This window comes from Pseudarthrobacter arbutini (assembly GCF_054510915.1).
Genome location: NZ_JBTNDQ010000012.1, coordinates 80,374 through 100,804, shown reverse-complemented (window position 1 = coordinate 100,804; position 20,431 = coordinate 80,374). Strand labels below are relative to the sequence as shown.

Here is a 20,431-nt window from a genome sequence, read left to right as displayed (position 1 = left end):
ACCGTGCCAGCCAACCCCGCCCCCGCGCCATCCGTCTCCGTTTCGGCCGCCACAGCTGATCCCGTCGCACCGGCGGCCGGCTCCGCCGCTGCAGCCGACCAGTCGCAGTTCTCGTTCACCGTTGGCACCCGGCTTGCTGACAGCTGTGCGCCGTCGGCTTCGCAGGCAGCTGCCAACGGCGGCGAATTCCTGGGCCGCACGGGGACCATCACCACTCCGCATGGCGAGATCCGCACCCCGGCGTTCATCGCCGTCGGGACCAAGGCCACGGTGAAGTCCGTCCTGCCGGAATCCATGGCGGCCCTCGGTGCGCAGGCGCTCCTGGCCAACGCCTACCACCTATACCTCCAGCCCGGGGCGGACATCCTGGACGAGGCCGGCGGGCTGGGCGCGTTTATGAACTGGTCCGGGCCGACGTTCACGGACTCCGGCGGGTTCCAGGTGATGAGCCTGGGGTCCGGGTTCAAGAAGGTCATCGACATGAAGTCGGTGGACACCTCCGGGCCGGACGACGCCGTTGCTCCGGGCAAGGAACGCCTGGCACATATTGACGACGACGGTGTCTGGTTCAAATCGCATCTCAACGGCGACCGCCACCGTTTCTCCCCCGAAATTTCCATGCAGGTCCAGCACCAGATCGGCGCGGACATCACGTTCGCCTTCGACGAGCTGACCACGCTGCAGAACTCCCGCGGCTACCAGGAGGAATCGCTGGAGCGCACGCGGTTGTGGGCCCTGCGCTGCCTGGAGGAGCATTTCCGGCTGACCGCCGAGCGGGTGGGGAAGCCGTACCAGGCCCTCTTTGGCGTGATCCAGGGTGCCCAGTATGAGGACCTGCGCCGGAAGGCCTGCCGGGACCTTGGCGCCATGGACTTCGACGGCTACGGCATCGGCGGCGCGCTGGAGAAGCAGAACCTGGGCACGATTGTCCGCTGGTGCAACGAGGAACTGCCGGAGGACAAACCGCGGCACCTGCTGGGCATCTCCGAGCCGGAAGATATCTTCACGGCCATCGAGAACGGCGCGGACACCTTCGACTGCGTCTCCCCCACGCGGGTGGCCCGTAACTCCGCGTTCTACACGCCAGCCGGCCGCTTCAACCTCTCCGGCGCCAAGTACAAGCGCGACTTCGGCCCGCTCCAGGACGGCTGCGACTGCTACGCCTGCGCCAACTACTCGCGGGCATACATCCACCACCTGTTCAAGGCCAAGGAAATGCTCTCCGCCACCCTGATCTCCATCCACAACGAGCGCTTCGTAGTGAAGATGGTGGACGACGCCCGGCTGGCCATCGAAGCCGGGACCTTCTTCGAGTTCAAGGCCGAGACCCTGGCGCAGTACTACCGCTAAGCGCCGGCCCGGGGGTGGCCGCCTAGACCCCGTAGCTTGGTTCGCGCTTCTTGATCCAGCCGATCACGAGGGAGGTCACCGGCACAAACAGGAACTCCACGAGTGTCTTGTAAACAAAGCCCACCACCACGTAGTTCAGGAACATGCCGAAGTCCGTGATGCCGATGACGGAGGCGGCGATGCTGCAGAAAATCAGGGTGTCCACGAACTCGCCCGCGCCTGAGGAACCCATCAGCCGCGCCCAGAGTGACTTCTCCCCGGAGCGGGCCTTCATCTTCACCAGGATCCACGAGTTGATGGTCTGGCCGGCCAGGAATGCCAACAGCGAGGCGAGCACAATCTGCGGCACCGGACCAAGGGCCCCCTCAAGGGCGGCCTGCTTGGACGTGCCGAACTCGTCATCAAAGCCGGGCAGGGCGATGATCACCCAGTAGCAAACAGAGGCGAAGACGGACAGTGCGAAGGTGGTGAAAATGGCCTTGCGCGCCACCTTGAAACCGTAGACCTCGCTGATGACGTCGCCCAGGATGTAGGCGAGCGGGAACAGGAAAAACCCGCCGTCCGTGATGATCGGACCGATCGCGACGCCCTTGGACGCCCCGATGTTGGACAGGATCAGCACCACGGCCATAAACGCCAGCATGATGCCGAAGTGCGGCGAACCGATTGATGCGAATTTCGGCGCCGTCCGGGCGGAGTCGGCGATGGGCTGGGCGTCAGGGCCTGAGGGGGAAGGCATGGGGGATTCCATTCGTAGTGGTTCGCTCGGCGTACGGTTCGCGCAACGAAAGTTGCGCGGGACGCCGGCTGTATTAGCACTGTCACGACATTCTCCCACTGAACAATAGGGCCCGACGCCGGATGGCAGGATAGTGCCATGACTTTAGCTTCAGCTGCCCTCCAGTCCCCCGTGTCCGCTCCCGCCGTCGTCCTGACAATTGCGGGGTCCGAAGCCACGGGTGGCGCCGGGGCCCAGGCGGATCTGAAGACGTTCCAGGAGCTCGGCGTGTTTGGCATCGCCAACCTGACCTGCATCGTCTCCTTCGATCCCAGCGACAACTGGAACCACCGCTTTGTGCCCGTGGACCAGCAGGTCGTTGCGGACCAGTTGGAAGCCACGACGGCGGCCTATGGTCCGGCGTCGGGCGTCACCACGGGCGAGCCGTCGGCTCCAGGCCGGCCGGTCCTGGACACCGTGAAAATCGGCATGCTGGGCAGCCCAGCCACCATCAGCACGGTCGCCGCGGCGCTGGAAACGGGCCGGTTCCGCAATGTAGTGCTGGATCCGGTGCTGATCTGCAAGGGCCAGGAGCCGGGCCACGCACTGGACACGGACCAGGCCCTGAAGGCGCAGATCCTCCCGCTGGCCACATTTGTGACACCCAACCACTTCGAAGCCGAATCGCTGTCCGGCCTGGCGATCACCGACGTCGAATCCCTGAAAGCCGCAGCAGTCCGCATCCACGAGCTCAGCGGCGCCGCGGTGCTGGCCAAGGGCGGCGTGCGGCTGGCAGGCCCGGACGCCGTCGACGTTTACTACGACGGCGAGACCCTCGAAATCCTCAGCGCTCCCAAGGTGGGCGAGGTGGCCGTGTCCGGCGCCGGCTGCTCCCTCGCCGCGGCGGTGACGGCCGAGCTGGCCAAGGGCGCCACGCCACTGGAGGCTGCCCGGGCCGCCAAGGACTTCGTCACCGCGGGCATCCGCAACCGCGTGGCCTCCGGCGCGCCGTTCGACGCCCTCTGGCAGGGTGGCCCGCGCTAGCTTCTTGAGTCTTCCAGCGGCGCCTTTTCCAGCCGGGCCTCTGCAAGCAAGTCGTCGGCTACTAGAGTCGCCGTCCGCACAATGAAGGCCCGACGGCGGTCCGCGCGGTCCGGAGCAGAGCCCGCCAAAAGTGCGTCGATCTGGGGCAGCACCGTCCAGCCGTCGCACAGGGTCACGATGGTGAGGACCAGGTCGGCGGCATCCGTGCGGTCGATTCCGGGCAGAACCTTCTGGATCTGGTCCACTTTTGCAGCGCAGTGGTCAGCACGTGTTGCCCGGTCCACGGTGTTTCTCCCGCGCTCCAGGCCTTCCCAGAACAGCAGCCGGGCCAGGGCACCGCCTTTTGTGTGACGGTCAAAAAGCCTGCCGGCGTACTCTCCGATGGACGCCGCGCCATGACCTTCGATGGGGACCTCGGACATCACCCGCACCAGTTCAGCGGCCAGGACGGCGTCGAACAGCTCGTCCTTCTTGCCGAAGTACTGGTAGATGCGTTCCTTGTTGACGCCCGCCGCCGCCGCAATACGGTCCACCCGGGCCCCGGCAAGGCCCTTGTCGCTGAACTCCTCGGTGGCAGCAGTCAGCAGCAGGGCTTTGGTGCGCTCAGTGTTCCAGGCCATGTCGCCATTCTACCCGTTTCCAACTAGGTAGTTGCACTTTTGAGGAGCCCGTACTAGTCTCGCTTTCATCAAAAGCAACTAACTAGTTGGAGTTAGCCATGAATAGCACCCTCAGACCCACAGCAACTGCTCCCGCGCCAGCCGCCCCTACTCAGGCTCCGGTCACTTCTCACGGACCGGTGCCGCCCGCGCCGTCCATCCACGTGCGCGCCGTCATCACGTGGCTGGCCATCTTTCCGTTGGTGGCCGTGGGCATGATGGTGGTGGCACCCCTGACCGAGGGCTGGCACCTGGTGCTCCGTGCCCTGGTCCTGACGCTCGTGGTGGTTCCGGTTGCCGTCTACCTCGTCCTCCCGCGCCTTTTTGCCGGGTACGGCGCCCTGCTGCGCCGCCGCAATTCCCGCAAGACCAGATAGTTAGTCTCAGTCCTGGGAACCCACGGTCACGAGCGCGGGTCGGCGACCTTCCCCATAAACAGCGGCAGGCCCGTTTCCACATGCACGATCTGGTAGTGGAACGGCCGGTCGAAGCTAATGACCCGCTCGGGCTGCGGCGGAGCGCTGGTGACAGCTCCGTTGATCTGGGTCACCGCGGCGGCAATCGTGCCCTTTTCGGCCACTGTGATGTTGGCGGCCTGCGCGGCCTGGGTGATCGCCATCTTGGGCTGGATGTTGTTGAAGTCCACCGTGGTGTCGAGCATCTTCTCGAGGCCCAGTGACTCAAACACCTTCCGCAGGTCAAAACTGCACTTGTGGTCCCAGCGTGGCAACTGGATCTGCACCGTCTCCGGCGCGGCGGTGTCGAAGGCGTCAGCGATTTCCGTGAGCGTGGCTGCGCCGAAGGCCGCGGAGGCTGGCCGCGAACCGGCGTCGGTTCCGGCCCCCGGCAGAACCAACCGCATAACAAAACCGTCGGCGTAGGGCAGGTCCACACCCTGCCAGCCGGCACCTTCCGCGTACTTCATCTTGAGCTCGTTATGCATGGCAGGCGCGTCGATTTCCTCACCGGCGGCTGTGGTGAACGGCAGGTCCGAGGTAGCATTCGGGTCAAACGGCGCGCTCCAGGCGGAGGCAAAATACAGGGAATTGAGGAGGCTGAAGGTGTTCCGGCGGTCGTACTCTGCCGGGGCTTCCTTGATCCGGCCACCCGTGTTCCTGTTGACCCAGGCATCGATGGCGGGCTTCGTTGCACCCTCATCGCTAAAGTCCACGGGATACACGCCGGTTCCGTAGTGCCGGGCAAGAGTGTCCAGGAAGGACTCGCCGGTGGGCACACCCTTGTCCACGAACAACCCGTTGGCGGCGTGCATGACCGGTTTCCGCGGCGGGTTGTCCTCATCCACTGCGCCTGGGTCGCCGTCGAACTTCTCCAGCGAACTGAGGACCGCGTTCATGGCCTCGTCGCGATTCTCTGCGGGGAGTCCCAGGACGCTGTCCATCTCCGCCGCGGTCTCGCCCGACGCGCCAGAGCGAAGCATCGCGAGGGCAATCAGCAGGCTCCCGGGCGAGGACACGACGTTCCCGTTGGCGCCGTCGCCGCCGTCCGCCAGCAGGGCCTCGCCGAGCCCGAAAGCGGATGACCGGAAGGAGCGCAGTTCAGCGGAATAAGCCGCGCGGTCCACCGAAACCCGCTCGACGCCGTCGGCCTTGACCAATTCCGGAGGCGCGGGGGCCGGGGCCGCACATGCTGCCAGTCCCAGCACCGCACCCAAGGCCACCGCCCGCTGAAAACGAAACACCACTGTCGCCTCCCCCGGCACACAAAGGCGGGAATCCGCCTGCTCCCAGTGAACCAGCGACGGCGGCGCGAGACGATGCCTGAACGGTCACGCTTTGCACTCATTTTGGTCTCATCCAAACGCTCTCTCACTTAACGCAAGAAAACCCGGGTCCAGGGTGCGGGGCGGCGCGGGTGGTGGGCGTACGACGGCGGGTGGCCACCCGCCGTCGTCCGCTCTCCGGAGCCTGCCCCAGCGCTAGACGTTGATGAGGTCCTTGTCCTTGTCGTCGTCCTTGGCCGGGCGGTTCCAGGCATCGCCCTGTTCGCGGTCCAGGTGGGTGGCCTTCTTGTTCTTCAGGGCGAAGATGTAGACCACCAGCGAGATGGCAATGGCCACGGTGACGTAGGTGAAGAACAGGTCCACGCGCTCGGCCTTCTGGAAGGCCGCACCAAGCAGCGGGACCGTGCCGCCGAAGAGCGAGTTGGCGATCGCGTAACCAAGGCCGACGCCGAGGGCGCGGATGGAGGCGGGGAACAGCTCAGCCTTCACCAGGGCGTTGATGGAAGTGTAGCCGCCAACAATCAGCAGGCCGCCCATCATGAGCAGGAACGCGGTGAATGGGTCCTTGGTGTTGGACAGGGTGGAGAGCAGCGGCCAGGTGAAGAGGACGCCGGTGATGCCGAACCATAGGAGCAGCGGCTTGCGGCCCACCTTGTCCGAGATGATGCCGTAGACGGGCTGGAGGATCATGAAGATGAAGAGCGCCCAGAAGTTGATCACCGAGGTGTCGGTCTTGGCGATGCCGGACGTATCGTTCATGAACTTCAGGATGAAGTTGGTGTAGGTGTAGAACGCCACGGTGCCGCCGAGAGTGACGCCGATGCAGATCAGCAGGGGCTTCCAGTACTGGGTGAACAGCAGCTTCATGGTGCCCGGCTGGGCTTCGCCGGCCGCGACGGGCCTCTTGGCGGCCTCGACCTGCTCAGCGGAGACGGTTTCCTCCATGGAACGCCGCAGCCACAGGACCACCAGCGCAGCCACGCCGCCGATGGCGAACGGGATGCGCCAGCCCCACTCGGTCAGATCGCCCTTGGGCATAACGTTCTGCAGGATGACCAGAACCAGCAGGGCCAGCATCTGGCCGCCGATCAGGGTCACGTACTGGAAGCTGGAGAAGAAGCCGCGGCGCTTGGACGTGGCGGCCTCGGACATGTACGTGGCACTGGTGCCGTATTCCCCGCCCACGGAGAAGCCCTGGATCAGGCGGATGACAATCAGCATCACCAACGCCCAGACGCCGACCTGCTGCGTGGTGGGCAGGAGCGCGATCGCGAAGGAGCCGGCGGACATGATCGTCACGCTGAGCGTCAGGGCCGCCTTGCGACCCTTGCGGTCGGCATAGCGGCCGAAGAACCAGGCGCCGATGGGGCGCATAAGGAACGACGTCGAGAAGACAGCCATCGCCTCCAGGCCGGCCTGGAGGTCGTCCGTGGAGTTGAAGAAGTGGGACTGGAAGTAGGCGGCGAAGACGGTGTAGACGTAGAGGTCGTACCACTCCACGAGGTTGCCCGCTGAACCTTTGAGGATGTTGCTCACGGCCCGGCGGGTCTGTGCTGCTTCGCTCTGGACTTCGGCCTGCTGGGTGCTCATCGCTGAACCTTCCTTGGCTTGGGCGCCAGAAATTCATGGCGTTGTTTCGTGCTGTCCATGGCTACGTTGCCCATGGTTCCTCCTCGACGTTGACGTCCCCCTCAAACGCCGAGGGCCTCATCCAAGTTATGCGTGATCCAAGGCACATCCAACGTGGGAGGGCATTTCCTAACACTTCCTTAGGTTTCGCCGGGAGACGGGGTAATCTCCAAAGCGGGCAGATTGCGTTGCCCGCTCAGCGAATAAGGGAACCAGGCAATGGAGTTGCTCATCGTCGAGGACGACGACGCCATGGCGTCCGCCCTCGCCGCCGCCGTCGCGACCGCGGGGCACAACCCCACCCGGGTTGCCCGCGGAGCAGACGCCCTGCTGGTCCACCGGAAGTTCGAAGTGATCCTGCTGGACCTCGGCCTTCCCGATATGGACGGCCTGGAGGTGCTGCGGAAACTGCGCCAGGTCACGCCGGTGCCCATCCTGATTCTCACCGCGCGCGACGACGAACGCAGCGTGGTGCTCGGCCTGCGGTCCGGAGCGGACGACTACCTCGTCAAGCCAGTGAAGCTCGTGGAACTTCTTGCCCGCATCGAAGCCGTCACGCGGCGTGCCGGCCGCTATCGCGGCACGCCGCAGCAGAGTGTGGTGCTGGGTGATCTTGAGATCGACCTGGAGCGGCGCGTGGCGGCCCTCCGCTCCGAGGTGCTGCCGCTGACGGCCACCGAATTTGACCTGCTGGCACTGTTGGCCAGCCACGCCGGTTCTGTGGTCACCCGTGAACAGATCCTGGACGCGCTGTGGGGCGACGCCTTCGTAACCTCCTCCCGGGCCCTTGACGTGCACCTGACGGGGCTGCGGGCGAAGCTCCAGTTGCCGGGCTTCATCATCAACGTCCGCGGCGTCGGCTACCGGGTGGAGGCGGACCCGGCGTGAAACTGCGCGTCCTGGGCATCCTGAGTGTCCTGGCGGTACTTATCGTCATCATCACGTCCAACGCCATCCTGACCTCGGCCAGCCGCGAACTAACCCAGGAACTCCAGATCAACCGTGCCGCGTCGCTCAACCGCCTGGCACAGGTGGCGTTCGACGCAGCTTCCGCCAGCGAAACCACACAGTTGCAGACGGAGATGGACCGGTATTCCGAACTCTACGGGGAGGGAGTCCTGATCCGCCTCCAACAGGGCACGCTGCGTTCCGGCGGCCTGAGCGAGGACCGGGCGGACGTCCGGGACGCGGTGGGCAGGGCGAGCTTGAACCTCAACGACACCACGCTCACCCCGCTGCAGCCGTTCGGGCCCTCGTCCGAGGTGATCTCCCGCTCCTTCGGCAGCGCGAGCCAAGTCCTGGGCGAAGCCGTCCTCGAGGTCAACCTGGACCCGGCCCGGCAGAAACTGCGGGAACGGTGGCTCATCGTGGCATTGGCGGCGGCGGTCCTGGCCGCGGTGCTCCTGCTTGGTGCGGCCCGCGTGACCGAGTGGGTGCTGCGCCCCGTACATCGGCTGAACGCCGCCGTCACGGAGCTTGAGGCAACAGGCCGGACCGGTCAGCTTCCCGAGGCCGGGCCGCCAGAACTTCGGGAACTGAGCCGTTCATTCACCACCATGGCGCAGACCGTTAGCCACAGCCTCGATTCGCAGCGTCAACTGATAGCTGACACGTCGCACGAGCTGCGCAATCCGGTGGGGGCGCTGCGGCTCAGGATCGATTTGCTGCAGCTGGAACTGAAGACCGCCCGGGAACACGACGCTGCGGCAGGGGTGCTGGCCGAGCTCGAACGTGTGGAGGAGATCCTGGACGGGGTGCTGCGGCTGGCGGCCGCCGAGCACAGGGCCACTGAGGACTCGGCCCGGGGCCCGATTGGAACTCCGTCGCGTGACGTTCAAGCTCCCGTTGATCCCTACCCGATCCTGCAGGAAGAAGCCGAACGGGCGGGCCCTGCCGCCCAGCGCAGCGGAGCATCGATCCGGCTGGGAGATCCGCCGGCACCCGCCGTGCACATCGCTTGCAATGCCGCGGAACTGGCCCAGATGGTCGGCGAACTTCTGAACAACGCCATCAAGTACGCTCCCGGCGCCCAGATCTCGGTTGCTGCCTGCGCGCGCCAAGGCATGGTGGCCATCGAAGTGTCCGACGACGGCCCCGGGCTTTCCGCGGACGAACGGACAGCGGCCACCAGCCGTTTCTGGCGGTCCCCTGCGCACCGGAAGATCCCCGGCACCGGGCTGGGCATGACCATCGTGGACAAGCTGGCAGCCGCCAACGGTGGCCAGCTCGTGCTTGCAGAGGCCTCGCCGCATGGCCTGATCGCGCGCATCGAGTTTCCTCGCGCCGCGGATGTGCCAGGGCTTTTTGCCGGGCCGGAGCAGGCCGGGCCGGAGCAGGCCGGGCCGGAGCAGGCGGCTCCGCGTGGGTGACCTGACCGGGGGGCGCCTGACCGGAGCGCGGGCCCTGCCCCCGCATCCCCCGCTTCCCCCGCGGCGGACCATCCTCAAGGCGGGCCTGGCTGCCGGGTTCTCCGGGCTGCTGCTGCCGGCCCTGGGTGCGTGCACGCCCTCAGACCGCCCAGGCACCGTCACCGTGGCTGGCGGCGAGCCCGGAGGCTTCTACCTGGAGTTCGCCGAGCTGCTGGCGGCGTCCCTCCAACGTCACGGCGTGGCCGGCCAAGCCACGGCCCTGACAACCGGCGGCAGCCTGGACAACCTCGAACATCTGCTGACCGGCAAAGCCACATTCGCCGTCGCGCTCGCGGATTCGGCTGCCCAAAGCACAGCGGCGGGTGAGCCGCCCGCCGTCGGACTCTCCGCCGTCGGAAAGGTCTATGAAAACTACGTCCACTGCGTCATCCGGCACAACAGCGAAATCCGGGACATTAGCGGGCTTGCCGGCCGGACCGTGGCTGTCGGCGAGCCCGGCTCGGGGACTTCGCTGACCACTCCGCGGCTGCTCGAGGCTGCCGGACTGAGCAGCACTGCGGGCACCGCTGGCGGCGTCACGGTGCTGAGCCTCGGCCTCAACGAGGGCCTCGCGGCACTGCGGGACGGAACGGTGGACGCGTTGTTCTGGTCAGGCGGCGTGCCGACCGCGGCCATTGCCGCCGCGAACGACGACGTTGGGCTGGGTTTCCTGGATCTGTCGCCGCTGCTGCCGGCACTGCGGGCGAAATACGGCGTCTTCTACGACCGGGTGCTGATCCCGGCGGGCGCCTACGCGGGCATTCCGTCCGTGTGGACCGTGGGCGTCGCGAACCTGCTGCTGTGCCGGAGCGATCTTGATGACCGAACGGTTAAGCGGACCGTCGAACTGTTGGTGGGGCACGCCGAGGAACTGATTCCGCGTTCCAGCCTGGGGGTCCAGTTCCTGAGCCCCGAATCCTTGATCAACACCGCCGGTTTGCCTCTGCACCCCGGCGCCGCTGCTGCGTACCGGGAGCTGCACGGGTAAGGGTGGTCCGGCTGCGCTGGCGTCCCCGTGGCCCCTGCCGCGTCACGGACAGCAGGCTTTTGGCACGCCTGGTCCACGGCACATGCGCGACTTCCGTGGATTTCCGGGGTTTTCCATGCCAGACCCGCCCCGCAGCCAGCCAAAAGCGTGCTCTGCGTGACGGCCAGCTCAATGTCAGAGGTGCTCCCTAGCCTTGAATCATGAATGTATCCAGGACGCTGCCCTCAATAAATGATCTGCACGACGCGGGACGACGCGAGCGCAAGAGTATTGCCTTCGACGTGGGAGTCATATTCATCGGCGGCCTGACGCTGTTCTCCATGCTTCTGTTGTTGCTGGCCGGCCCAAGGTGGATACTGACCGCGCAAAGCTTCCCCGCGCTCACGACAGTATTCGTCGACGCATTCTCCTTCCTCGCGTTGGACCCTTCCGGCATGGCTCAGTTCGTGGCCATAGCAGGAGTGATTCTTGCATTAAATCGTTTTGATCGTCACTCCCCACAGGAACTGGGAATGGAAGCCGCCGTCCAGCTTTCGACGCGCCTGGATTTCAGAAGCTTGGTTCAATTTGTCCTGACGTTGATTGCCGCAACAGCGCCATACCGTGCCATGACCTGGACGATTCTCCATATGGGCGCTCCAGGCTGGAATCTGCACGCAGCTGCAACCGCAGGAGCCTGCGTCATCCTCTGGCTGTTACTGCTTCTCGCTGGACCCACGCGGACGGTTTTTGGGCTTCAAGGCATTCAAAGGCAGCTGCACATGAACGAGGTCATTCATCGGGCCGGACGTCTTGAACAGGCTTGGGGGCAAAGGTGGGGATACCTGCTTCATTCACCAGCAGGAAGCCGCCTCCTCCCACTGCGCATCGCGGCAAATTGGTTTACGATCATCGCACTTGCCACAATCGTTGCTATTTTTCTAACGATGATGGTGAATCCTGGTTATGAGTTCTGGGCCGATCCCAAATACGCCGGCTTCGCCCTTCTATTGGGAATCTATCTCTCCGTGCTGGGTTTTACGGGACTGGCCGCTTCCGTCGGGTTTGCCGTGCTTTCCTTGAAGGCAGAGAACCAAGATCGCCCGGCAGAATCGAATACGTATAAATGGCTAGCCATAGCCGTTCCCTATTTGTTTGCGGTCGGCACTGCTATCGCGCTGGGGACTCCTTACGTTCCTGCCTTGGGCGCAGCACTGCTGGTAGCCGGTGTTCAACACGCTTGTGTGCTCGGCATTCTAAGCAGGCAGTCACTGGCCCAACAATCTTGGAATCCGGCACGCCGCCTCACCCTGAATCTCAGGCAGGTATTTCACCATGAAGCGCACACACGCTGGGCCTTGCTCCAAAGACAGTGGTCCTCCGCTGTCGAAAAATTGCACCGGCGAGACGCCAAGAAGGCAATCAAGGAAGCCAGGCTGTGGCGGACGAAGAACGGCCTCGCGTTGCCATTCCTGGACTGATCGAGTGAGAGCGCGCCCTGGGGTCAGCTCCCCGAGTGCGCCGCCAGGAACGAGTAGACCTCGGTCTCGTCCACGCCGGGGAACGCGCCGGGCGGCATCGCGGCCAGCAGGTGCGTGTTGGCGCGAGCCGCCGGCCAGGCGTTTCCGGCCCACTCGGAGGCCAGTGCTGCCGGGGGCCGCTTGCAGCAGTTCGGGTCGGGGCACGTGGACTTTTCGCGGGCCGTTGTTTCCCGGCCGCGGAACCATTTCACGTGCTGGTACGGCACCCCGATGCTCAGGGAGAACTCGCCGCTGGCCGATCGCTCCGTCCGGGCCGTGCACCAATACGTGCCGGACGGAGTATCCGTGTACTGGCTGTACGCGCTGAACTTGTCCGGCACATCAAACACCGCCCGCGAGGTCCAGGCCTTGCACGACGGCTGGCCCTCAATGGCGCCGGTGTGGTCCATCGGGAAGGTCACGCCGTCGTTCTCGTAGGCCTTGTAGATGATGCCGCTCTTGTGGGTCTTCTGGAAGTGGGTGGTGATGCCCAGGTGCTTCGTGGCCAGGTTGGTGAAGCGGTGCGCGGCGGTCTCGTAGGAGACGGCAAAGGCGTCACGGATGTCCTCAACCGCGATTTCCTTGGCAGCCTTGGCCTTCTGCAGGAAATCCACGGTGGCCTGCTCGGGCAGCAGGAGCGCGGCCGCGAAGTAGTTGGTGGCCACCCGCTGGCCGAGGAAGTCGCCGTAGTTTTTCGGCGTCTCGTGCCCCAGGACATAGTGCCCCAGCGCCTGCAACAGCACCGATCGGGGATCGTGGTCCTGCCGCTGGCTCTGCGTCAGGTAAATTCTGTGATTCTTCAAATCCGTCACTGAACGGGTGGAATGCGGCAGGTCGCTCACGTGATGGAGGGTGAATCCGAGCTTCTCGGCGATGTCGGCGATGACGTGCTGGCTCAGCGGCCCGGCCGTGTAACCCACCAGTCCCAGGACCTTTTGGGCCTCGGCCTCATACTCCGGGAAGTAGTTGCCGCGCTCACGCATCATGGCACGCAGCTCACCGTTCGCGCGGCGGGCTTCCTCCGGCGTCGCCACCTGCTCGTTAAGCTTGCGTTCGAGCTCGTGCAGCAGCCCCACCTGCGCCTCCAGCACATCGACCGGAAGCCGCGAGCTGATGCGGATTTTGGGCAGATTAAGGGACTCGTACAGCGGCCCGCGCTGGTAGCGTTCCAGCTCAATTTCCAGGGCCGCACGGCGGCTCGGCGGCTCGGAGCCGAGCAACTGGTCGATGCTCACGTTCAGGGCCGCGGCCAGCCCCTGCAGCAGGGAAAGTTTGGGCTCCCGCTTGCCGTTTTCGATCAGGCTCAACTGGCTGGGGGCGGTCCCGACGGCGGCGCCCAGGTCATCGAGTGTGTACCCGGCCTGCTTGCGCAGATGCCGCACGCGGCGGCCAAGGCTGATGACGTCCAGTTCCGGGGAGGCGGCGGACGACGGCGGTAGGGCGACTTCACGGTTCCAGCTTCCAGGCGTCATTTCTTGAGCATACGCGAAGAAGTGCATTTCTTTCCATGGTTTTCCCCTAGAGAAGTGTTGTGAAGTGCTGAAAAGTAGTAATCACGGAAAGAAACACCGCACCGGGAAGCTGGCCGGAACTGCAACGAAGCAGCTCCGGCCGGCGGATAACCACCCGGAGCTCAATCAAGGAGACAACGATGACTGCAGCATTTGAGCCCACCCAGCAGACGCCCGAACAGCAGGCCGCCGCCCTGGAGCTTGAGTGGGCCGCCAATCCCCGCTGGGAAGGTGTGACCCGTGACTACAAGGCCTCGGACGTCGTCAAGCTCCGCGGCCGTGTCTCCGAAGAGCACACGCTGGCCCGCCGCGGATCCGAGAAGCTCTGGAAGCAGCTCACCGAAGAGCACAAGACCGGTGGGTACACCAACGCCCTGGGCGCCCTGACCGGCAACCAGGCCGTGCAGCAGGTCAAGGCCGGCCTTCGCGCCATCTACCTCTCGGGCTGGCAGGTCGCCGCGGACGCCAACAACTCCGGCCACACCTACCCGGACCAGTCGCTCTACCCGGCCAACTCGGTTCCCACGGTGGTCCGCCGCATCAACAACGCCCTCCTGCGTGCGGACCAGATCGAATTCTCCGAAGGGATCCAGACGGTTGAGGACTGGATGGTGCCGATCGTTGCCGACGCCGAGGCCGGCTTCGGCGGCCCGCTGAACGCCTACGAGCTCATGAAATCCATGATCCAGGCCGGCGCGTCAGGTGTGCACTGGGAAGACCAGCTCGCCTCGGAGAAGAAGTGCGGCCACCTCGGCGGCAAGGTCCTCATCCCCACCCAGCAGCACGTCCGCACGCTGAACGCCGCACGCCTGGCCGCCGACGTCGCCGGCACCCCCTCGGTGGTCATCGCCCGCACCGACGCCGAGGCAGCCACCCTGATCACCTCCGACGTCGATCCCCGCGACCAGGAATTCGTCACCGGCGAACGCACCCCGGAAGGCTTCTACAAGGTCCGCAACGGCATCGAACCCTGCATCGCCCGCGCCAAGGCCTACGCGCCGTACTCCGACCTCATCTGGATGGAGACGGGCACCCCGGACCTGGAGCTGGCCCGCAAGTTCGCCGAGGCCGTCAAGGCCGACTTCCCGGACCAGATGCTCTCCTACAACTGCTCGCCGTCGTTCAACTGGCGCAAGCACCTGGACGACGCCACCATCGCCAAGTTCCAGCGTGAACTCGGCGCCATGGGCTTCACGTTCCAGTTCATCACCCTGGCCGGCTTCCACGCCCTGAACTACTCGATGTTCGATCTCGCCCACGGTTACGCCCGTGAAGGCATGAGCGCCTACGTCGAGCTGCAGGAGAAGGAATTCGCCTCCGAGTCCCGCGGCTACACCGCGACCAAGCACCAGCGCGAAGTCGGCACCGGCTACTTCGACGACATTGCAACTGCGCTCAACCCGAACGCATCGACCCTGGCACTGGTGGGATCCACCGAAGAAGGCCAGTTCCACTAAATTTTCCCCACGTAAGTAGCACTAAGTGTCGTTTTGGAGGCTCAAAACGACACTTACTGCTACCCAGTTGGGCCCTGCACCAGGAGACTGAAATGAACACCTTCACTGACAGCTTCACCATCAACGGGATCACTTTGACCGCGCAGCCCATTTGCCGGCAGGACGAGGTTCTTACTCCGGATGCACTGGAGTTTGTCGCCAAGCTGCACCGGGCCACGGCTGAGCGCCGGCAGGAACTGCTGCAGGCACGCCGGACCCGCCGGGCGGACATCGCCGGCGGCCAGGACCCCAGGTTCCTCCGCGAAACCGAGGACATCCGCAACGACCCGTCGTGGCGCGTCGCTCCCCCGGCCCCGGGCCTGGAGGACCGCAGGGTGGAGATCACCGGACCGGTGGACAAGAAAATGACCATCAACGCGCTGAACTCCGGCGCGAAGGTGTGGCTCGCTGACATGGAGGACTCCTCCACCCCCACGTGGCGGAACGTCATCAAGGGCCAGCTGAACCTCACCGACGCGCTGGAACGCCGGATCGATTTCACGTCCCCCGAGGGCAAGGAATACAAGCTCCGCCCGGCCGGCGAGCTACCCACCATCGTGGTCCGCCCCCGGGGCTGGCACCTGCCCGAGAAGCACATGATCATCGACGGCGCTCCCGTGGCCGGCGGCATCGTGGACTTCGGCCTGTTCTTCTTCCACAACGCCGGCCGCCTCCTGGCCCAGGGCAAGGGCCCGTACTTCTACCTGCCCAAGATCGAGAACCACCTCGAGGCACGGCTGTGGAATGACATCTTTATCCTCGCCCAGGACCTGCTGGGTATCCCGCAGGGCACCATCCGCGCCACCGTGCTGATCGAGACCATCACCGCGGCGTTCGAAATGGAGGAGATCCTCTACGAACTGCGTGATCACGCGTCGGGCCTGAACGCCGGCCGCTGGGACTACATCTTCTCCCTGATCAAGAACTTCCGTACCCGCGGCCCCCGGTTCGTCCTGCCGGACCGCGCCCAGGTGACCATGACGCAGCCGTTCATGCGCGCCTACACCGAACAGCTGGTCCGTGCCTGCCACAAGCGCGGCGCCATGGCCATCGGCGGAATGGCCGCCGCCGTCCCCAACCGCAAGGACGAGGCTGCCAACACCAATGCGTTCGAGAAGGTCCGTGCCGACAAGACCCGCGAGGCCAACGACGGCTTCGACGGCTCCTGGGTGGCCCACCCGGACCTCGTGCCGGTCTGCCGCGAAGTGTTCGACGCCACCCTCGGCGAGCGTCCCAACCAGCTGGACCGCACCCGCGAGGACGTCATCCCCGACGACCGCGCACTCATCAACGTGGCCGCCACCGAAGGCACCATCACCGAGCAGGGCATCCGGAACAACATCGAGGTAGGCATCCGCTACATCGAGTCCTGGCTCCGGGGGAACGGCGCCGTTGCCATCCACAACCTCATGGAGGACGCCGCCACCGCGGAAATCTCCCGCTCCCAGATCTGGCAGTGGATGTTCGCCAGCGCCATCACCGACCGCGGCGAAATCATCACCCACCAGTGGATCGAGGAACTGCTCGACGAAGAGTTCGCACGCCTGGAACGCTTCGACGGCGACCGCTTCGAAGACTCGCGCGACATCTTCGAGGAAGTCACCCTCAGCCAGGACTTCCCGTCCTTCCTGACCCTCCCCGCCTACGCCCGCTACCTCACCGAAGCCCGCGAAAAGGCAACCAAAGAGGAGCTCGCCGCGGCCTAGGCTGCAGCAGGCCACTGAATAGATTTCCGTCCGCCGGGCAGGCACGCCCTTCGCAACAGGCACCCCCGAGATCCGGGGCGCCGGCCCGGCGACGGAACACCTTCACACAGCGCGAACGGACACTTGAGGCCCTGGAATCTTCGGATTTTGGGCCTCAAGTGTCCGTTCGCGCGGTCGTGGGGGCTTAAGTGTCCGTTCGCGCTGTTGTGGTGGGCGGCGTGCTGTGGGAGAGGAAGGGAACGTACGACGGCGGGACGCGTCAGCGTCCTTTCGGCACCAGCCGCACGGCCAGGGTTGTGCAGGCGAAGAACATCAGCACCGACCCCAGGATCACCAGCAGCGCCGGGGTCCAGGAACCCGAGGCGTCGTGCACGAAGCCCACCAGCGGCGGGGCCACCGCCCCGAAGCAGTAACCGAGCCCCTGGACCGTGGCGGACATCCGGCCCGCGGACACCTGGTCCCGGGCCAGCTTGATGATGGCGATGAAGATCAGCGTGATCCCGCCGCCCTGCGCGATGCCGCCGAACGTGGACCACAGCCACCACAGCTCCGGCGCCAGCAGCAGCCCGCCCGGCACAGCCGTCCAGAGCACGCCCACGGTGACTGCCGTCGTCGTCGTACTGAAATATTTGGCCGCGAACGGCACCCCCAAGCCGCCAACGATGGCGAAGATCTGGAACAGCGATGAGCCTGCCCCGGCGGCTGCGGCGGACATGCCAAGTTCGTCGTTGAGGTAGCTCGGCAGCCATGCCGTCACCGCGTAGTAGGAAAACGCCTGCCCGGCGAAGCCTGCGGTGAGCCCGGCGGTAATCCAGCCGGAACCCTTGACGGCCGGGTGCTCCTGCCCGCCCGCCACCACGGTGCGGGAGGGCACAAACGCGGTGGGCGCGCCCACCGCGAGGGTCCAGAAAACGATGGCAATGACGGCCAGGATGCCCACGGCGGCCAGCGCCACCCGCCAACCGGCCAGCTCGGCCAGCGGCGCTGTGACCATCGATGTCAGGAATGATCCGATGTTCAGAGCCGCCGTGTACACACCCATGGCGGTCCCTTGGCGCATCGGGGAGAAGTCGCGGCGGATAATCAACGGCACTGCGATATTGCCCACCGTGATGGCCAGGCCGATCACCACCGTGCCCACCACCACCGGTCCCGGGCCGCCCGCCGAGCGCACAATCACGCCAGCCAGGACGCCAAGGATAGTCAGCGAAACGGCGAACTCCGCGCCGAGTTTCCTCGTGGTCAGTGACGCCAGCGACGCGGCGAGCGCGAAGCACAGCACCGGGATGCTCGTCAGCAGGCCCAACATCACGGGGGTAAATCCGAGGTCGGCCTGCATCAGGTCAACCACCGGGGCAACGGCAACGAAGGGCCCGCGCAGGTTCAGCGCCAGCAGTCCGATACAGGCCAGGAGGATCCAGCCCTTGGGAACTTTGGCCAGGAACTGTCCGCTCATGAGGATTCGGCGGTGACTAAATAGGATTTCATCACGTCCATTGCTATCACGGCGTATTGCCCCGGACGCCACAGGCAACGTCATGGCGCCCTGGCATACGATGAAGCTCACACCGGCGGGCCCCAACGTGCGGGTACAAAGCCGCTCACCTCGGACGAAGGAACAGACATGCAACAACGGCTTGCCATCCTCGACGACTACCAGGACGTGGCGCACGGTTTCGCCGACTGGGCCGCCCTGGAACAAGCCGGCGTTACAGCGTCCGTCTTCCGCGAGCCCTTCCAGTCCGAGGACGCCCTGGCAGCAGCCCTCGCCAACTACCAGATCGTCATAGCGATGCGTGAGCGGACCCCATTCCCCCGCACCGTGCTGGAACGTCTCCCTGGGCTGAAGCTGCTGGTGACCACCGGCATGGCCAATGCCGCCATCGACGTGGCCGCAGCAACGGAACTCGGCGTTACCGTGTGCGGCACGCCCGGGTCCCCCACGGCCGCGCCCGAGCTGACCTGGGCGTTGCTGCTCGCGATCGCCCGCAACCTTCCGGCCGAGGAGAACTCGCTGCGTGCCGGCACGTGGCAGACCTCAGTGGGGATGGAGCTTTCCGGCAAGACCCTGGGCGTCGTGGGCCTGGGCAAGATCGGGCGGCGGATCGCGGCGTACGGGCAGGCTTTCGGCATGGAAGTGCTCGCCTGGAGCCAGAATCTCACCGATGAGGCCGCCGCCGAGGCAGGCGTTCAGAAGGTCAGCAAGGAGGACCTTTTCGAGAATTCCGACGTCGTGTCCCTCCACCTGCGGCTGTCTCCCCGTTCCGAGGACATCGTGGGTGAGCAGGAACTTCGGCTCCTGGGGCCGGAAGGCATCCTGGTGAACACCTCGCGGGGTCCGCTGGTGAACCAGGATGCCCTGGTGCGGGCCTTGAACGAGGGCTGGATCCGGGGCGCGGCCCTGGACGTTTTTGACCAGGAACCACTTCCCGCGGGGCACCCGCTGCTCAGCGCCCCCAACACTGTGCTGTCCCCGCACCTCGGCTACGTGACGGCCGAGAGCTACCGGCAGTTCTACGGTGGCGCGTTCGAGGACGTCAAGGCCTGGCTGGAGGGAACGCCGGTCCGCGTGATCACGGCAGAGTGATCGCGGCCTGGCGGCTAGCCGGCCGCCTGGATGGTGGACTCGATTGCCGCACGACAACACGCGTGGATGGTGAAAGCCGGGCCTCCCCGATTGCTGGCAGGCCCGGCTTTCGCTTCGAATATGAGCGGGGCCTGCTAGAAGCGGAGCGTCCGCAGGTAGTTGTAGCCCACCTCGGCCGTCTGCAGCGGCGTGACGTCCGGCTGGTCGTTCTCGACGATGTATTCATTCGGGGTGTGTGCCCGGAAGATGGGTGCGAAGTCGATTGTTCCGGTTCCGAGGTCAGCAAAATCCCCCGCCACGGCCCGGTCCTTCACGTGGTACTGCAGAACCTTCTGCGGAGCCTGGAGGATGGTGTCGATAGCGAACCCGACGGGATCCGCCGCACCCACGCCAATGCCTCCGGCCACCGCCCAGTAGAGGTCTACCTCGAGGTGGACCAGTTTCGGATCGAGGCGGCCGGTGAATACTTCCCAGGGTGTCAGGCCGCCGCCGAGGTCGGTGGTGAACTCGTGCGCGTGGTTGTGATAGCCGTACTTCAGGCCGGCTTCGCGGGCGACTGCGGCCTCCGCGTTCATCTGGTCAGCCCAGCGCTCCCAGTCACTTTTGGAGCTCGAAACCAGGTAAGGAACATTGATGTGGGTCTGGCCGAGAGTCACCGCGTTGGCGATCTTGGTCTCCAGCGCGGCCGGAGTGGCGCTGATTCCGTCATGGCTCGAAGAGGGTTTGATGCCCAGTGAATCAAGGGTGGAGCGCATCGCCTCGGCGGTGCGGCCGTAAAGACCGGCGAGCTCAACCTTGGTGAAGCCGTAGTTGGCGAGGCTCGCAAGCGTGGCATCCACACCGTCGCCGCGCATGATCGAACGGAGCGTGTACAGCTGGATGCTGATGAGTCCGGGGGGAACCGGCCGGCCCGCAGCCTGGGCGGCCGGAGCGGCCACTGCAGCGGCCCCGCCGATACCGGCGAGGCCCACACCCACGCCTGCTGCCACTGCTCCCCTCAGGAAGCCGCGCCGATCGACGCCCTTCTCTTCCAATGAACGACGAAGGGCGCCTGGGGCATTAAATCCGAAGCACATATGTTTGCCTTTCCTGGCA

General features: G+C 65.4%; 17 protein-coding genes. 10 read left to right on the top strand and 7 right to left on the bottom strand.

What is annotated here, in order from left to right; genetic code table 11:
• The first annotated feature begins 3 nt into the window (after positions 1 to 3).
• On the top strand, positions 4 to 1,350 hold the full coding sequence (tgt, locus tag ACX80V_RS14805) for a tRNA guanosine(34) transglycosylase Tgt (protein ID WP_485843780.1): 1,347 nt from the start codon (positions 4 to 6) through the stop codon (positions 1,348 to 1,350).
• Between the two features lie 22 nt (positions 1,351 to 1,372).
• Here tgt and ACX80V_RS14800 read toward each other — a convergent pair whose 3' ends face one another.
• Entirely contained in the window at positions 1,373 to 2,089 is a 717-nt protein-coding gene (locus ACX80V_RS14800; protein ID WP_485843779.1) for a queuosine precursor transporter, read from the bottom strand.
• Positions 2,090 to 2,227: 138 nt separating this feature from the next.
• Here ACX80V_RS14800 and ACX80V_RS14795 point away from each other — a divergent pair, with 138 nt between their 5' ends.
• Positions 2,228 to 3,112, top strand: a complete 885-nt coding sequence (locus ACX80V_RS14795) for a hydroxymethylpyrimidine/phosphomethylpyrimidine kinase (RefSeq protein ID WP_485843778.1) — start codon at positions 2,228 to 2,230, stop codon at positions 3,110 to 3,112.
• Here ACX80V_RS14795 and ACX80V_RS14790 read toward each other — a convergent pair.
• Positions 3,109 to 3,732, bottom strand: coding sequence for a TetR/AcrR family transcriptional regulator (locus tag ACX80V_RS14790; RefSeq protein WP_485843777.1), 624 nt, complete (start codon positions 3,730 to 3,732; stop codon positions 3,109 to 3,111). The genes ACX80V_RS14795 and ACX80V_RS14790 overlap by 4 nt on opposite strands.
• 98 nt (positions 3,733 to 3,830) lie before the next feature.
• Between ACX80V_RS14790 and ACX80V_RS14785 the strand changes: the two genes are divergently transcribed.
• Positions 3,831 to 4,148, top strand: a complete 318-nt coding sequence (locus tag ACX80V_RS14785; protein WP_485843776.1) for a putative antibiotic biosynthesis monooxygenase — start codon at positions 3,831 to 3,833, stop codon at positions 4,146 to 4,148.
• Between the two features lie 26 nt (positions 4,149 to 4,174).
• Here ACX80V_RS14785 and ACX80V_RS14780 read toward each other — a convergent pair whose 3' ends face one another.
• A complete protein-coding gene (locus ACX80V_RS14780) occupies positions 4,175 to 5,473 on the bottom strand; it encodes a serpin family protein (RefSeq protein ID WP_485843775.1) in 1,299 nt (432 codons plus the stop codon).
• 234 nt (positions 5,474 to 5,707) lie between these two features.
• The gene (locus ACX80V_RS14775) at positions 5,708 to 7,102 is read right to left on the bottom strand and encodes an MFS transporter (protein ID WP_485843774.1); all 1,395 of its coding nucleotides are present in this window, start codon (positions 7,100 to 7,102) and stop codon (positions 5,708 to 5,710) included.
• 258 nt (positions 7,103 to 7,360) lie between these two features.
• Here ACX80V_RS14775 and ACX80V_RS14770 point away from each other — a divergent pair, with 258 nt between their 5' ends.
• From ACX80V_RS14770 to ACX80V_RS14755, 4 genes are all read left to right on the top strand, one after another.
• Complete coding sequence (locus tag ACX80V_RS14770) at positions 7,361 to 8,029, top strand: response regulator transcription factor (protein WP_485843773.1); 669 nt, start codon at positions 7,361 to 7,363, stop codon at positions 8,027 to 8,029.
• Positions 8,026 to 9,510 carry a sensor histidine kinase gene (locus ACX80V_RS14765; RefSeq protein WP_485843772.1) on the top strand — a complete coding sequence of 495 codons (1,485 nt, stop codon included), beginning with the start codon at positions 8,026 to 8,028 and terminating at the stop codon, positions 9,508 to 9,510. The genes ACX80V_RS14770 and ACX80V_RS14765 overlap by 4 nt, the downstream gene beginning before the upstream one ends.
• Position 9,511: 1 nt before the next feature.
• On the top strand, positions 9,512 to 10,537 hold the full coding sequence (locus tag ACX80V_RS14760; protein ID WP_485843833.1) for a TAXI family TRAP transporter solute-binding subunit: 1,026 nt from the start codon (positions 9,512 to 9,514) through the stop codon (positions 10,535 to 10,537).
• Positions 10,538 to 10,737: 200 nt separating this feature from the next.
• Positions 10,738 to 11,997, top strand: a complete 1,260-nt coding sequence (locus ACX80V_RS14755) for a hypothetical protein (protein ID WP_485843771.1) — start codon at positions 10,738 to 10,740, stop codon at positions 11,995 to 11,997.
• 23 nt (positions 11,998 to 12,020) lie between these two features.
• On the opposite strand, the gene ACX80V_RS14750 is transcribed toward ACX80V_RS14755, so the two are convergent.
• Entirely contained in the window at positions 12,021 to 13,535 is a 1,515-nt protein-coding gene (locus tag ACX80V_RS14750) for a helix-turn-helix domain-containing protein (RefSeq protein WP_485843770.1), read from the bottom strand.
• A 152-nt stretch (positions 13,536 to 13,687) separates the two neighbouring features.
• On the opposite strand from ACX80V_RS14750, the gene aceA reads away from it, so the two are divergent.
• Positions 13,688 to 15,004: an isocitrate lyase gene (gene aceA, locus ACX80V_RS14745; protein ID WP_485843769.1), complete on the top strand. Its 1,317-nt coding sequence runs from the start codon at positions 13,688 to 13,690 to the stop codon at positions 15,002 to 15,004.
• Positions 15,005 to 15,096: 92 nt separating this feature from the next.
• Positions 15,097 to 16,749 (top strand): malate synthase A, encoded by a 1,653-nt coding sequence (gene aceB, locus ACX80V_RS14740; protein WP_485843768.1) that lies wholly within the window; start codon positions 15,097 to 15,099, stop codon positions 16,747 to 16,749.
• 259 nt (positions 16,750 to 17,008) lie between these two features.
• Here aceB and ACX80V_RS14735 read toward each other — a convergent pair whose 3' ends face one another.
• A complete protein-coding gene (locus ACX80V_RS14735) occupies positions 17,009 to 18,205 on the bottom strand; it encodes an MFS transporter (protein WP_485843767.1) in 1,197 nt (398 codons plus the stop codon).
• A 168-nt stretch (positions 18,206 to 18,373) separates the two neighbouring features.
• Here ACX80V_RS14735 and ACX80V_RS14730 point away from each other — a divergent pair, with 168 nt between their 5' ends.
• Entirely contained in the window at positions 18,374 to 19,336 is a 963-nt protein-coding gene (locus tag ACX80V_RS14730; protein WP_485843766.1) for a D-2-hydroxyacid dehydrogenase family protein, read from the top strand.
• Between the two features lie 134 nt (positions 19,337 to 19,470).
• Here ACX80V_RS14730 and ACX80V_RS14725 read toward each other — a convergent pair whose 3' ends face one another.
• Complete coding sequence (locus ACX80V_RS14725; protein ID WP_485843765.1) at positions 19,471 to 20,325, bottom strand: sugar phosphate isomerase/epimerase family protein; 855 nt, start codon at positions 20,323 to 20,325, stop codon at positions 19,471 to 19,473.
• Between the last annotated feature and the right edge of the window lie 106 nt (positions 20,326 to 20,431).

Bases quoted from the DNA above. Each gene is read 5' to 3' on its own strand.
- ACX80V_RS14775 (WP_485843774.1), bottom strand. From the start codon at position 7,102: ATGAGCACCCAGCAGGCCGAAGTCCAGAGCGAAGCAGCACAGACCCGC.
- aceB (WP_485843768.1), top strand. From the start codon at position 15,097: ATGAACACCTTCACTGACAGCTTCACCATCAACGGGATCACTTTGACC.
- ACX80V_RS14750 (WP_485843770.1), bottom strand. From the start codon at position 13,535: ATGCACTTCTTCGCGTATGCTCAAGAAATGACGCCTGGAAGCTGGAAC.
- ACX80V_RS14735 (WP_485843767.1), bottom strand. From the start codon at position 18,205: ATGAGCGGACAGTTCCTGGCCAAAGTTCCCAAGGGCTGGATCCTCCTG.
- ACX80V_RS14800 (WP_485843779.1), bottom strand. From the start codon at position 2,089: ATGCCTTCCCCCTCAGGCCCTGACGCCCAGCCCATCGCCGACTCCGCC.
- ACX80V_RS14755 (WP_485843771.1), top strand. From the start codon at position 10,738: ATGAATGTATCCAGGACGCTGCCCTCAATAAATGATCTGCACGACGCG.
- ACX80V_RS14770 (WP_485843773.1), top strand. From the start codon at position 7,361: ATGGAGTTGCTCATCGTCGAGGACGACGACGCCATGGCGTCCGCCCTC.
- ACX80V_RS14730 (WP_485843766.1), top strand. From the start codon at position 18,374: ATGCAACAACGGCTTGCCATCCTCGACGACTACCAGGACGTGGCGCAC.
- aceA (WP_485843769.1), top strand. From the start codon at position 13,688: ATGACTGCAGCATTTGAGCCCACCCAGCAGACGCCCGAACAGCAGGCC.
- ACX80V_RS14790 (WP_485843777.1), bottom strand. From the start codon at position 3,732: ATGGCCTGGAACACTGAGCGCACCAAAGCCCTGCTGCTGACTGCTGCC.
- ACX80V_RS14785 (WP_485843776.1), top strand. From the start codon at position 3,831: ATGAATAGCACCCTCAGACCCACAGCAACTGCTCCCGCGCCAGCCGCC.
- ACX80V_RS14795 (WP_485843778.1), top strand. From the start codon at position 2,228: ATGACTTTAGCTTCAGCTGCCCTCCAGTCCCCCGTGTCCGCTCCCGCC.